This is a genomic window from Pseudomonas sp. TUM22785 (assembly GCF_028198105.1).
In the GTDB taxonomy this organism is placed as follows: Bacteria; Pseudomonadota; Gammaproteobacteria; order Pseudomonadales; family Pseudomonadaceae; genus Metapseudomonas; species Metapseudomonas solani.
This window is the reverse complement of the sequence record NZ_CP116239.1, coordinates 439264-452401: the sequence shown is the minus strand read 5'-3', so window position 1 is coordinate 452401 and position 13138 is coordinate 439264. Positions and strand designations below refer to the sequence as shown.

Genomic DNA, 13138 nt, shown 5'->3' with positions numbered 1-13138 from the left:
GCTGAACCGCCCCTCCCGGAAACGGCCCGCCGCACCCGGCCCTGAGGCCTGATGCGGATAAAGCTATACCGCCACGTCGAGGAACACCTGGTGCTGCGCCAGCACGTGAGGGCTGAAAACCAGCCAGGGTTGCTCGCGCTGGAACACACCGTGGATGAACGGCTGGATCGCCGCCTCCAGGGGAGGCAGTTCCTCGGAGAACGAATCCACCGGGAAATGCTGCATGCCGTAGACCTCGTCGACGATCAGCCCGGCGAAGATTTCCTGGTGGTCCACCACCAGCACCCGGCGCTGCTTGCGCAGGGGCGACAGTTCACCACCGAAGAACCCGCACAGGTCCATGATCGGCAACAGCCGGCCACGTACGTTGGCCACGCCCTTGACCCAGGACTTCACGCCCGGCAGCAGCGTGTGCCGCGGCTCGTGAAGCACCTCGCCAACCTCGCCCATGGGCGCCACGAACAGACGCTCGCCCATGCGGAAGCCGATGCCGCTCCAGGTCTGTACGGTTTCCTGCTGCGCAGGGAGGCCCGCCGCCAGCGCACGGCAGCGCTGGTCGATCTCAAGGAGAAGCTGGAAAGGGGTCTGCGCGTCCGACATGCCGGCCAGGGCCTTCTTTCTTCTAGTTATCGACGGACTGTTCCGGCATCAGCCGGCCAGTACTGCGTTGAGGGTTTTCAGCAGGGTGTCTTCGTCGATCGGCTTGGTCAGGTAGTCTTTCGCGCCCTGACGCTTGCCCCAGACCTTGTCGGTTTCCTGGTCCTTGGTGGTGACGATGATCACCGGAATGTGGCTGGTCTCGGCGTCCTTGGTCAGCTGACGCGTTGCCTGGAAGCCGTTCAGGCCGGGCATGACGATGTCCATCAGCACGGCGTCGGGTTTTTCCTGGCGAGCCAGGGCAACGCCATCGGCGCCATTCTCGGCCTTGAGTACCTGGTGGCCGTGCTTCTCGAGCATGGCGGTCAGTTTGTACATCTCGGTCGGCGAGTCATCAACAATCAGAATACGAGCCATGTTTGTCCCCAAAACGGAAAGGCATCACCGGCCATGGGAGGCCGGACTTCAGGAGGCTTGTTCCACCGGGGTGAAATCAGGCACGTGAGTCTTGATCGCGCCGAGCAACTCTTCCTTGCTGAAAGGCTTGGTGAGGTATTGATCGGAACCAACGATGCGACCCTTGGCCTTATCGAACAGGCCGTCCTTCGAGGACAGCATGATCACCGGGGTGGATTTGAAAGCACTGTTGTTTTTGATCAGGGCGCAGGTCTGATAGCCATCGAGCCGCGGCATCATGATGTCGACGAAAATGATATTGGGGTGAGTATCGGCGATCTTGGCCAATGCGTCGAAGCCGTCGACGGCCGTAATGACCTCGCAACCCACCTTCTTCAGCAGAGTTTCAGCGGTGCGACGAATCGTTTTCGAATCGTCGATCACCATGACCTTCAAACCCTCGGAATGCTGTTCCATGTTCGCCCTACCATCGCCTCGGTGAGTCGTTATTTTGCTTAGTTCAGTGCGCCTGAGGCCCTGTCAGCGACGGGCTACGACCCAATCGTCGGGCCTTTTTAGCACACTCTCCGGACGCAAGCTACAAAGCGCCAGCCTCCGGGAATCCTAGTCCATGCGGCGAGGTTTCCCTTGACCGCGACAACCTCCAGCGCCAACCTGAGCGCCTCGTTACCGGGCCCGGAATTCTCCAGTGCCCTTCTCTATTAAACAGTCGCGGAGAACACACCCATGAGCGTTCGCCTCGGGATCGTCATGGACCCCATTGCGCACATCTCCTTCAAGAAGGACAGCTCCCTGGCCATGCTGCTGGCAGCCCAGGCCCGCGGATGGTCCCTCTACTATATGGAGCAGCAGGACCTGTACCAGAAGGCCGGCGAAGCCCGCGCCCGCATGCGGCCGCTGAAAGTGTTCGCCGATCCTCAACGCTGGTACGAGCTGGAAGACGAGAGCGACGCCCCGCTGGCCGAGCTGGATGTGATCCTGATGCGCAAGGATCCGCCCTTCGACAACGAGTTCGTCTATTCGACCTACCTGCTGGAACAGGCCGAACGCGCCGGCGTGCTGGTGGTTAACCGCCCGCAGAGCCTTCGCGACTGCAACGAGAAGTACTTCGCCACCCTGTTCCCTCAACTGACCCCACCGACACTGGTCAGTCGCAGGGCTGATATTCTGCGCGAGTTTGCGAAAGAGCAGCGTGACATCATTCTCAAACCCCTTGATGGCATGGGCGGATCGATGATTTTTCGCCACCGCGAGGGCGATCCGAACCTTTCCGTCATTCTCGAGACCCTGACCCGTCACGGCGCCGAGCAGATCATGGCCCAGCGTTACCTGCCCGCGATCAAGGACGGCGACAAGCGCATTCTGATGATAGACGGTGAACCGGTACCCTACTGCCTGGCGCGCATTCCCGCCGCTGGCGAGACCCGGGGCAACCTGGCGGCCGGCGGCCGTGGCGAGGCGCGACCGCTGTCCGAGCGCGACCGCGAGATCGCCGCCACCGTCGGCCCGGCCCTGCGCGAGCGCGGCCTGCTGTTCGTCGGCCTGGACGTGATCGGCGACAGCCTCACCGAAATCAACGTCACCAGCCCGACCTGCATCCGCGAGATCGACGCCGCCTATGACACGCGCATCGGTGATCGCCTCATGGACGCCATCCAGACCAAGCTCGCCGAGAACGGGCGCAAGCCCCAAGCTTGATGCAGCTAACAGCTTTGGACATGCAACTTGCAGCCTGCCGCCCCAGTTCGGCAGACTGCGCGCCATCCTGAGCAGACCCGATGTGCGATGAACGCAGCCGCTGATTTTTCCGACTTCCCCTCCTCCGGCGTACGCCCGGCGGACCGGCTGGGTTTCACCCTGTTCCTCGCGGCCGTGCTGCACGTTGCCTTCATCCTCGGGGTCGGCTTCACCTTTGCCGACCCCAGCCAGATCAGTAAGACCCTGGAAGTCACCCTCGCCAGCTTCAAGAGCGACAAGAAGCCCGAGAAGGCCGACTACCTGGCGCAGATGAACCAGCAGGGCAGCGGCACCCTGGAACACAAGGACAAGCCCAAGACCACCGAGCAGGCGCCGTTCCAGGACCAGGAGATCAAGAAGGTCACGCCGCCGGCCGCGCCGCAGCAGGCTGCGCGCCAGGAAGCCCCCAAGGCCGCCGTCGCCACCACCGCGCCCAAGGTGCAGAAGACCACGGTCAAGCACGAGGAAGCCAAGCCCGAACCCGAAGCCCGCCCGGCACCGGTGTTCGACAGCACCCAGCTGTCCTCGGAGATCGCCAGCCTGGAGGCCGAGCTATCCCAGGAGCGCCAGCTCTACGCCAAGCGCCCGCGCATCCACCGCCTCAACGCCGCCTCGACCATGCGCGACAAGGGCGCCTGGTACAAGGACGACTGGCGCAAGAAGATCGAGCGCGTCGGCAACCTCAACTACCCCGAGGAAGCCCGCCGCCAGCGCCTCTACGGCAGCCTGCGCCTGCTGGTGTCGATCAACCGTGACGGCACCCTCTATGAAGTGCAGCTCCTGGAATCCTCCGGCCAACCGGTGCTGGACCAGGCCGCCATGCGCATCGTCCGCCTCGCCGCCCCCTTCGCCCCCTTCACCGGCGACCTGGCCGACATCGACCGCCTGGAAATCATCCGCACCTGGCGTTTCGAGCGCGGCGACCGCCTGTCGAGCAACTGACCGGGCGGGTGCGGCGCAACCGCGCTTGAAGCTTGCGGCGCGAAGGTCGAAACTAGCGCCCATGAAAAGCACCGCGCCCACCTACCTCAAGCACCACTTCCTGATCGCCATGCCGCACATGGACGATCCCAATTTCGCCCAGACCGTCACCTACCTCGTCGAACACAACGAGCAGGGCGCCATGGGCCTGGTGATCAACCGCCCCAACGGCCTCAACCTCAGCGATGTGCTCGAGCAGCTGCGCCCGGAGATCGACCCACCCGCCCGCTGCCAGACCCTGCCGATCTACGCCGGCGGCCCGGTGCAGACCGACCGCGGCTTCGTCCTCCACCCCAGCGGCCTGACCTTCCAGGCCACCCTAGAGCTGGGCGACCTGGCGCTTTCCACTTCCCAGGACGTGCTCTTCGCCATCGCCGAAGGCCAGGGCCCGGAAAAAAGCCTGATCACCCTCGGCTATGCAGGCTGGGATGCCGGCCAGTTGGAAGCCGAGCTGGTGGACAACGCCTGGCTCACCTGCCCGGCCGACCCGGCCATCCTCTTCGACACCGCCGCCGACCAGCGCCTCGCCGCTGCCGCCGCGCGCCTCGGGATCAACCTCAACCTGCTCACCACCCAGGCCGGGCACGCCTGATGGCCGCCAAGCCACTGCGCCTGCTGCTGGGCTTCGACTACGGCACCAAGCAGATCGGCGTCGCCGTCGGCCAGGCCGTCACCGGCCAGGCCCGCGAACTCTGCGTGCTCAAGGCACAAAACGGCGTACCGGACTGGCAGAAGGTCGAGGCCCTGCTCAAGGAATGGCAGCCGGACGCCATCGTCGTCGGCCTGCCCCTGAACATGGACGGCACCCCCAGCGACATGAGCGAGCGTGCGGAGAAGTTCGCGCGGCGCCTCAACGGTCGCTTCAACCTGCCGGTCTTCACCCATGACGAACGCCTGACCACCTTCGAAGCCAAGGGCCAGCGGCTCGCCCAGGGCCAGCGCGGTGGTTACCGCGACAACCCCGTCGACGCCCTGGCTGCCGCCCTCCTGCTGGAAGGCTGGCTGGCGGAACACCCCGGACACGAATAGCGAGGAACGCACATGACCCTGCCCAACCCGGCCGAACTGCTGCCGCAGATGGCCAGCGCGCTGAACGCCCACCTGGCCGCGCGCGGCATCGCCAACCCCCGTTTCATCGGCATCCGCACCGGCGGTGTCTGGGTCGCCCAGGCCCTGCTGGCGGAGCTGGGCAGCGAAGAGCCCCTGGGCACCCTGGACGTTTCCTTCTACCGCGACGACTTCACCCAGAACGGCCTGCACCCGCAGGTGCGCCCCTCCGAGCTGCCGTTCGAGATCGAAGGCCAGCACCTGATCCTCATCGACGACGTGCTGATGAGCGGCCGCACCGTGCGCGCAGCCATGAACGAGCTGTTCGACTACGGCCGCCCGGCCAGCGTGACCCTGGTCAGCCTGCTGGACCTCAACGCCCGCGAGCTGCCGATCCGCCCCGACGTGGTCGGCGCCACCCTGTCGCTCGCCGCCGATGAACGGGTAAAATTGCTCGGCCCCGCGCCGCTCGCCCTCGAGCGCCAGGTCCTCACCCCCGCTTCCTGAAACTCCCGACCCCCAGGGCCTGCCCCATGCCGACAGACGCCAAGCGCCCGCTGCAGCTCAACGATCAGGGCCAGCTGCGCCACTTCCTCTCGCTCGACGGCCTGCCCCGCGAGCTGCTGACGGAAATCCTCGACACCGCCGACTCCTTCCTCGAAGTCGGCGCCCGCGCCGTGAAGAAGGTCCCGCTGCTGCGCGGCAAGACCGTGTGCAACGTGTTCTTCGAGAACTCCACGCGCACCCGTACCACCTTCGAACTGGCGGCCCAGCGGCTGTCCGCGGACGTGATCACCCTCAACGTCTCCACCTCCTCCACCAGCAAGGGCGAGACGCTGTTCGACACCCTGCGCAACCTGGAGGCCATGGCCGCCGACATGTTCGTGGTGCGCCACGCCGACTCCGGCGCCGCCCACTTCATCGCCGAGCACGTATGCCCGGACGTGGCCATCATCAACGGCGGTGACGGGCGCCACGCGCACCCGACCCAGGGCATGCTCGACATGCTCACCATCCGCCGCCACAAGGGTGGTTTCGAGAACCTCTCGGTGGCCATCGTCGGCGACATCCTGCACTCCCGCGTGGCGCGCTCGAACATGCTCGCGCTGAAGGCGCTGGGCTGCCCGGACATCCGCGTGATCGCGCCCAAGACCCTGCTGCCCATCGGCATCGAGCAGTACGGCGTCAGCGTCTACACCGACCTGGCCGAAGGCCTCAAGGACGTCGACGTGGTGATCATGCTGCGCCTGCAGCGCGAGCGCATGCAGGGCGGCCTGCTGCCCAGCGAAGGCGAGTTCTACCGCCTCTACGGCCTCAGCACCCAGCGCCTGGCGCTGGCCAAGCCCGATGCCATCGTCATGCACCCTGGCCCGATCAACCGTGGCGTGGAGATCGAATCGGCGGTGGCCGACGGCGCCCACTCGGTGATCCTCAACCAGGTCACCTACGGCATCGCCATCCGCATGGCCGTGCTGTCCATGGCCATGAGCGGCCAGAACACCCAACGCCAGATCAACCAGGAAGCCGAGGTGCAGAACTGATGCGTACCCACATCATCGGCGCCCGCCTTATCGACCCCGCCAGCGGCACCGACCAGGTCACCGACCTGTACCTGGAAGCCGGCAAGGTGGCCGCCATCGGCCAGGCGCCCGCCGGCTACGAAGCCGAACACAGCATCGACGCCAAGGGCCTGGTGGCCGCGCCCGGCCTGGTGGACCTCAACGCCGCCCTGCGCGAGCCGGGCTACAGCCGCAAGGGCAGCATCGACAGCGAAACCCGCGCCGCCGCCGCCGGTGGCGTCACCAGCCTGTGCTGCCCGCCGCTGACCCGCCCGGTGCTGGACACCCCGGCCGTGGCCGAGCTGATCCTCGACCGCGCCCGCGAAGCCGGCCACACCAAGGTCTTCCCCGTCGGCGCCCTGAGCAAGGGCCTGGCCGGCGAGCAACTGGCCGAGCTGGTCGCCCTGCGCGACACCGGCTGCGTCGCCTTCTCCAACGGCCTGGCCAGTTTCGACAGCAACCGCACCCTGCGCCGCGCCATGGAATACGCGGCCACCTTCAACCTGACGCTGATCTTCCACGCCCAGGACGCTTCGCTCGCGGACGGCGGCATGGCCCACGAGGGCGCCACCGCCGGCTTCCTCGGCCTGGCCGGCATTCCCGAGAGCGCGGAGACCGTGGCCCTGGCCCGTGACCTGCTGCTGGTGGAGCAGAGCGGCGTGCGCGCGCACTTCAGCCAGCTCACCAGTGCCCGGGGCGCACAGATGATCGCCGAAGCGCAGGCCCGTGGCCTGCCGGTGACCGCCGACGTGGCGCTGTACCAACTGCTGCTCACCGACGAGGCGCTGATCGACTTCTCCAGCCTCTACCACGTGCAACCGCCTCTGCGCACCCGCGCCGACCGCGACGGCCTGCGTGAAGCGGTGAAGAGTGGCGTGATCGGCGCCATCGCCAGCCACCACCAGCCCCACGAAGCGGACGCCAAGCTGGCCCCCTTCGCCGCCACCGAGCCGGGTATCAGCAGCGTCGAGCTGTTGCTGCCGTTGGCCCTGAGCCTGGTGGAAGACGGCCTGCTCGACCTGCCGACCCTGCTCGCCCGCCTCACCGCCGGCCCGGCCCGCGCCCTGCGCCTGCCGGTGGGTCGCCTCGCTGTGGGCGCCCCGGCCGACCTGGTGCTGTTCGACCCGCAAGCCCGCACCCGCGCCGGCGAGCAATGGCTGTCCAAGGGGCGCAACAGCCCCTTCCTCGGCCAGGACCTGCCCGGCAAGGTGCGCTACACCCTGATGGACGGGCACATCACCTATCAGGCCTGAGCCGCCCGGTAACGAAAAAGCCCGCCAGATGGCGGGCTTTTTCATGCCTGGCCGCAGGCTCAGCCGCGGGCGTTGAGCACCGAGACCTGGGTGTTCAGGGTCCAGAAGTCGTAGAGCACGCCCAGCAGGAAGAAGCCGCCGGTGAACAGGTAGAGGATGCCGGTGATCCACTTGCCCTGGTACATGCGGTGCACGCCGAAGACGCCGAGGAAGGTGAGCAGGATCCAGGCGACGGTGTAGTCATGGGAGCCGGCGTTGAAGCGCAGCGAGGCCGCGGTCCATGGACGGGATGAGGAACAGGTCGATGATCCAGCCGATGAAGAACAGGCCGAAGGTGAAGAACCAGAGGGTGCCACTCACCGGCTTGCCGTAGTAGAAGCGGTGGGCGCCGAGGAAACCGAATATCCACAGCAGGTAGCCGATCAGCATGTTGTGGGTGTCAGGGCGTTGCATGCGTACTCCTTCAGATCGCGACCATCCGTCGACGACGGACTTGCGCAGGCTTCAGGGGCGACAAATACTGTATGCACATACAGCCATTCGCAGCCCTTTCCATGGAACTCATCGACAAACTAACCGTGCTGGCCGACGCCGCCAAGTATGACGTTTCCTGCGCCAGCAGCGCCGCCCCCAAACGCAGCTCGGCGGGCAAGGCCGGTGTCGGCGCCACCAACGGCATGGGCATCTGCCACAGCTTCACACCCGATGGCCGCTGTGTGGCACTGCTGAAGATCCTGCTGACCAACTTCTGCCTCTACGACTGCCAGTACTGCGTCAACCGCCGCTCCAGCGACGTGCCCCGGGCGCGCTTCACCCCCGAGGAGGTGGTGACCCTGACCCTGGATTTCTACCGGCGCAACTGCATCAGCGGGCTGTTCCTCAGCTCCGGCATCATCCGCTCCTCCGACTACACCATGGAGCAGTTGATCCGCGTGGCCCGCCTGCTGCGCGAGGAGCACCAGTTCCGCGGCTACATCCACCTGAAGACCATCCCCGACGCGGCGCCGGAGCTGATCGCCGAAGCCGGGCGCTACGCCGACCGCCTCAGCGTCAACATCGAGCTGCCCACCGAGGACGGCCTCACCCGCCTGGCCCCGGAGAAGCGCGGCGCGCCGATCCGCCGCGCCATGGGCCGCATCCGCCTGGGCGTGGAAGAGGCCAGCGCGGAGAAACGCGCGCCGGCCTTCGCCCCCGCCGGGCAGAGCACGCAGATGATCGTCGGCGCCGACGACACCGACGACCGCACCATCCTCGACACCGCGCAGACGCTGTACGGCGCCTATCGCCTCAAGCGCGTCTACTACTCCGCCTTCAGCCCCATCCCGCAGAGCCCGAAGACCGTGCCCTTCGAAGCGCCGCCGCTGCTGCGCGAACACCGCCTGTACCAGGCCGACTTCCTCCTGCGCGGCTACGGCTTCGCGGTGAGCGAGCTGATCGCCACTCCCGGCAACCTGCCCTTGGACATCGACCCCAAGCTGGCCTGGGCCCTGGCCAACCGCGCGCAATTCCCCCTCGACCTGAACCGCGCCGAGCCGGCGATGATCGCCCGCGTGCCCGGCATCGGCGTGCTCAGCGCCAACCGCCTGGTGGAGCTGCGCCGCCAGCGACGTATCCGCTACGCCGACGTGGCGCGCCTGCGCTGCGCGATGGAAAAGGCCAAGCCCTTCATCGTCACCCAGGACTACCGCCCCCGTGACGCCACCCTGGAATCCACCGTGCTGCGCCAGCGCCTGGGGGATGCCCCGGTCCAGCAGATGGCCCTCTGGTGATGCGCGCCATCCGCTTCGACGGCAGCTTCGCCGGCTGGCGTGACCAGGCCCGGCAGCTGCTGCTGGCGGGCATCGAGCCCCAGGCCGTGGACTGGACGCCCGGGCTGTTCGATGGCGACGACGCAGCGCCCTCTCCCGCCGGCGCCACCAGCGTGCCCATCCCCCGGGAGCTGCCGGCGCTGTTGGCCGACGCCGCACGCTTCCGCGCCCACGACCGCTGGGCCTTGCTCTACCAGGTACTGTGGCGCGTGGCCCAGGGGGACCGCAGCGCCATGCTCGCCGGCGACCGCGACGGTTCCGAACTGCAGCGGCGGATCAAGGCGGTGCGCCGCGAAGCCCACCACATGCACGCCTTCCTGCGCTTCCGCCCTGGCGACAAGGGGCAAGGCGCCCCGGATTACCTGGCCTGGCACGAACCCGCCCACGACGTGCTGGACCTGGGCGCCGAGCACTTCGTGCCGCGCATGGGCCGCCACAGCTGGCTGATCGGCACGCCGGAAGGGCTCGCCCACTTCGACGGCGAGCACCTGGCCTACCAGTCGCCCTGCCCGCCTGGCCTGCGCGAGGCCATCGAAGGTCACCACGACCCGAGCGAATCCCTGTGGACGGCCTATTACCGCAGCACCTTCAACCCGTCCCGCCTGAACCCCGAGGTGATGCGCAGCCATATGCCGGCACGCTTCTGGAAGCACCTGGCGGAAGGCGCGCTGATCCCCGAACTGGTGGCCGACGCCCGCACCGGCCGGCAGCGCCTGGCCCAGGCGCCGGAGGTGGGCGCCCGCCAGGGCAAGGAGGTGCTGATCGCCAGCGACGCCGCGCAACCGGAACGGGCACCCGACACCCGCCTGGACCAGTGCCGGCGCTGCGATATCTGGCGCAACGCGACCTGCGCCGTGCCGGGCGAAGGTCCGGCGCAGGCCCGGATCATGCTGGTGGGCGAACAGCCGGGTGACCAGGAGGACCTGGCCGGGCGCCCCTTCCTCGGCCCCGCCGGGCAGGTGCTGCAGCGCGCCCTGGCAGAAGCCGGGCTGTCACGCCAGGCGGTCTACCTGACCAACGCGGTGAAACACTTCAAGTGGGAGCCCCGGGGCGGCGCACTGGGCCGCGCGGCGACGCGCTGGCACGCCACGCCCAAGCCGGCGGAGATCCGCGCCTGCCACCCCTGGCTGGCCCGTGAACTGGAGGAGCGCCAGCCGCAATGGGTGGTGGCCCTGGGGCGCACCGCGCTGGCTTCGCTGCTGGGCCTGCATGACCCACAGCGCATCCGCCTGGCCGATTACCTCGGCAAGCCGCTGCGTCATGAAGGCCGGTGGATTTCAGTGGCACCGCACCCGGCGGCGGTGCTGCGCAACCGCGACAGCGGCGAGCAGCTCTACCGGGAGCTGGTGGACGCCCTGCGGCAGGCGCAGCAGGGCGAAGGGGCGGTCAGCGGAAGCGACGGCCCGGGTCTTCCTCGGACACTTCCAGCGACAGGCCACCGCTCATGCTCGTGAGGTGGTCGCCGTCGGTTTCGGAACCGAGCTTGATCATCAGGCGCAGGTCGTTCGCCGAGTCAGCGTAGAGCAGCGCGTCTTCGTAGGTGATCTCGCCCTGGGAGTAGAGGGTGTACAGCGCCTGGTCGAAGGTCTGCATGCCCTGTTCGGTGGAGCGCTTCATCAGCGGCTTGAGCTCGTGGACCTCGCCCTTGCGGATCAGGTCGGCGGCCAGCGGGGTGTTGATCAGCACCTCGATCACCGCGCGGCGACCCTTGCCGTCCGGGGTCGGCACCAGTTGCTGAGCGACGATGGCCTTGAGGTTGAGGGACAGGTCCATCCACACCTGCTGCTGACGGTCGGCAGGGAAGAAGTTGATGATCCGGTCCAGCGCCTGGTTGGCGTTGTTGGCGTGCAGGGTGGCCAGGCACAGGTGGCCGGTTTCGGCGAAGGCCACGGCATGGTCCATGGTTTCGCGGGTCCGCACCTCACCGATGAGGATCACGTCCGGCGCCTGGCGCAGGGTGTTCTTCAGCGCCACCTCGAAGGACTCGGTGTCGATGCCCACTTCACGCTGGGTGACGATGCAGCTCTGGTGCTGGTGGATGTACTCGATCGGGTCCTCGATGGAGATGATGTGGCCGCTGCTGTTCTTGTTGCGGTAGCCGATCATCGCCGCCAGGGAAGTGGACTTGCCGGTACCGGTGGCGCCGACGAAGAGCACCAGGCCGCGCTTGGTCAGTGCCAGCTTCTTGAGGATTTCCGGCAGCTTGAGGTCATCCAGGGTGGGGATGTTGGTCTCGATGCGGCGCAGCACCATGCCCACCAGGTTGCGCTGGTAGAAGGCACTGACGCGGAAACGGCCGATGCCCCGGGCGCTGATGGCGAAGTTGCACTCGTGGTTCTCGGCGAAGTCACGGCGCTGCTGCTCGTTCATCACCGCGAGAACGGTTTCACGGGTCTGCTCCGGGGACATGGCGTTCTTGGTCACGGGCATGATCTTGCCGTTGACCTTCATCGACGGGGGGACGCCGGCGGTGATGAACAGGTCGGAGCCGCCCTTCTCGACCATCAGGCGCAACAGTTTCTCGAATTCCATGGTCTTTCTCGCAGTGAACGTGCCGGTCGCCTGGGGCGACGCCGAAAGCCCCGATGACCGGGGTTGCCGTCGCGGCATGGCGCCGCGCTACGGCGAAACGGGCACCCCGACCGGGGCACCCGCCGCTGGTTAGAAGTTTTCCGGGCTCTTGGCCTTTTCGCGCGCGCTTTCGCGGCTCACCAGGCCCTTGGCCACCAGCCCCTTGAGGCAGCTGTCCAGGGTCTGCATGCCGAGGCCGCCGCCGGTCTGGATGGCGGAATACATCTGCGCCACCTTGTCCTCGCGGATCAGGTTACGGATGGCCGGGGTGCCGATCATGATCTCGTGGGCCGCCACGCGACCGCCGCCGATCTTCTTCAGCAGGGTCTGGGAAATGACCGACTGCAGGGATTCGGAGAGCATCGAACGGACCATGGACTTTTCCTCGGCCGGGAACACGTCGACCACGCGGTCGATGGTCTTGGCGGCGGAGGTGGTGTGCAGGGTGCCGAACACCAGGTGACCGGTTTCCGCGGCGGTCAGCGCCAGGCGGATGGTCTCCAGGTCGCGCATCTCACCCACCAGGATGATGTCCGGGTCTTCCCGCAGTGCCGAGCGCAGGGCTTCGTTGAAGCCGAGGGTGTCGCGGTGCACTTCGCGCTGGTTGATCAGGCACTTCTTCGATTCGTGAACGAATTCAATGGGGTCTTCGACCGTGAGGATGTGGTGGTACTTGGTGCCGTTGAGGTAGTCGAGCATCGCCGCCAGGGTGGTGGACTTGCCCGAGCCGGTGGGGCCGGTCACCAGCACCAGGCCGCGCGGCACGTCGGAGATCTTCTTGAAGATATCGCCCATGCCCAGGTCTTCCATGCTCAGTACCTTCGAGGGAATGGTACGGAACACGGCGCCGGCGCCACGGTTCTGGTTGAAGGCGTTGACCCGGAAACGCGCTACGCCGGGCACTTCGAAGGAGAAGTCGGTCTCGAGGAACTCCTCGTAGTCCTTGCGCTGCTTGTCGTTCATGATGTCGTAGATCAGCGCGTGCACCTGCTTGTGGTCCATGGCCGGCAGGTTGATGCGGCGCACGTCACCGTCGACGCGGATCATCGGCGGCAGGCCAGCAGAGAGATGCAGGTCCGACGCGCCCTGCTTCGCGCTGAAGGCAAGCAGCTCAGTAATATCCATGGGACTCCCCAATTCCAAGCGGTTAGAATGCCGCAGACCCACT

General features: G+C 66.9%; 14 protein-coding genes and 1 pseudogene. 9 read left to right on the top strand and 6 right to left on the bottom strand.

Annotation, left to right across the window (positions count from 1 at the left end; genetic code table 11):
- Nucleotides 1–63 precede the first annotated feature (63 nt).
- Genes PI990_RS02185 through pilG form a run of 3 tightly spaced genes read right to left on the bottom strand, consistent with a single transcriptional unit; the run spans nucleotide 64 to nucleotide 1470 of the window.
- A complete protein-coding gene (locus PI990_RS02185) occupies nucleotides 64–600 on the bottom strand; it encodes a chemotaxis protein CheW (protein ID WP_021218374.1) in 537 nt (178 codons plus the stop codon).
- A gap of 48 nt (nucleotides 601–648) precedes the next feature.
- A complete protein-coding gene (gene pilH, locus PI990_RS02180) occupies nucleotides 649–1014 on the bottom strand; it encodes a twitching motility response regulator PilH (protein WP_003458790.1) in 366 nt (121 codons plus the stop codon).
- A gap of 48 nt (nucleotides 1015–1062) precedes the next feature.
- Nucleotides 1063–1470, bottom strand: a complete 408-nt coding sequence (gene pilG / locus PI990_RS02175; protein ID WP_021218373.1) for a twitching motility response regulator PilG — start codon at nucleotides 1468–1470, stop codon at nucleotides 1063–1065.
- 270 nt (nucleotides 1471–1740) lie between these two features.
- Between pilG and gshB the strand changes: the two genes are divergently transcribed.
- From gshB to PI990_RS02140, 7 genes are all read left to right on the top strand, one after another.
- The gene (gene gshB / locus PI990_RS02170) at nucleotides 1741–2712 is read left to right on the top strand and encodes a glutathione synthase (RefSeq protein WP_271659702.1); all 972 of its coding nucleotides are present in this window, start codon (nucleotides 1741–1743) and stop codon (nucleotides 2710–2712) included.
- A gap of 87 nt (nucleotides 2713–2799) precedes the next feature.
- Complete coding sequence (locus PI990_RS02165) at nucleotides 2800–3693, top strand: energy transducer TonB (protein WP_271659701.1); 894 nt, start codon at nucleotides 2800–2802, stop codon at nucleotides 3691–3693.
- Between the two features lie 61 nt (nucleotides 3694–3754).
- The gene (locus PI990_RS02160) at nucleotides 3755–4324 is read left to right on the top strand and encodes a YqgE/AlgH family protein (RefSeq protein ID WP_021218370.1); all 570 of its coding nucleotides are present in this window, start codon (nucleotides 3755–3757) and stop codon (nucleotides 4322–4324) included.
- Nucleotides 4321–4761, top strand: coding sequence for a Holliday junction resolvase RuvX (ruvX, locus tag PI990_RS02155; RefSeq protein WP_031287348.1), 441 nt, complete (start codon nucleotides 4321–4323; stop codon nucleotides 4759–4761). The genes PI990_RS02160 and ruvX overlap by 4 nt, the downstream gene beginning before the upstream one ends.
- Nucleotides 4762–4773: 12 nt before the next feature.
- Nucleotides 4774–5286 carry a bifunctional pyr operon transcriptional regulator/uracil phosphoribosyltransferase PyrR gene (gene pyrR, locus PI990_RS02150; protein ID WP_021218368.1) on the top strand — a complete coding sequence of 171 codons (513 nt, stop codon included), beginning with the start codon at nucleotides 4774–4776 and terminating at the stop codon, nucleotides 5284–5286.
- A gap of 26 nt (nucleotides 5287–5312) precedes the next feature.
- Nucleotides 5313–6320, top strand: a complete 1008-nt coding sequence (locus PI990_RS02145; RefSeq protein WP_021218367.1) for an aspartate carbamoyltransferase catalytic subunit — start codon at nucleotides 5313–5315, stop codon at nucleotides 6318–6320.
- Nucleotides 6320–7591, top strand: coding sequence for a dihydroorotase (locus PI990_RS02140; protein ID WP_265170288.1), 1272 nt, complete (start codon nucleotides 6320–6322; stop codon nucleotides 7589–7591). Before PI990_RS02145 ends, PI990_RS02140 begins: the two co-directional genes overlap by 1 nt.
- 59 nt (nucleotides 7592–7650) lie before the next feature.
- Here the strand turns inward: PI990_RS02140 and PI990_RS02135 are convergent.
- Nucleotides 7651–8044: pseudogene (locus tag PI990_RS02135) on the bottom strand (NINE protein).
- 101 nt (nucleotides 8045–8145) lie between these two features.
- Between PI990_RS02135 and PI990_RS02130 the strand changes: the two are divergent.
- Entirely contained in the window at nucleotides 8146–9360 is a 1215-nt protein-coding gene (locus tag PI990_RS02130) for a putative DNA modification/repair radical SAM protein (RefSeq protein WP_263401653.1), read from the top strand.
- On the top strand, nucleotides 9360–10853 hold the full coding sequence (locus PI990_RS02125; RefSeq protein WP_271659700.1) for a UdgX family uracil-DNA binding protein: 1494 nt from the start codon (nucleotides 9360–9362) through the stop codon (nucleotides 10851–10853). The genes PI990_RS02130 and PI990_RS02125 overlap by 1 nt, the downstream gene beginning before the upstream one ends.
- On the opposite strand, the gene PI990_RS02120 is transcribed toward PI990_RS02125, so the two are convergent.
- The gene (locus PI990_RS02120) at nucleotides 10786–11931 is read right to left on the bottom strand and encodes a PilT/PilU family type 4a pilus ATPase (RefSeq protein ID WP_021218362.1); all 1146 of its coding nucleotides are present in this window, start codon (nucleotides 11929–11931) and stop codon (nucleotides 10786–10788) included. The genes PI990_RS02125 and PI990_RS02120 overlap by 68 nt on opposite strands.
- 129 nt (nucleotides 11932–12060) lie before the next feature.
- On the bottom strand, nucleotides 12061–13095 hold the full coding sequence (locus PI990_RS02115; protein WP_021218361.1) for a type IV pilus twitching motility protein PilT: 1035 nt from the start codon (nucleotides 13093–13095) through the stop codon (nucleotides 12061–12063).
- Nucleotides 13096–13138 lie beyond the last annotated feature (43 nt).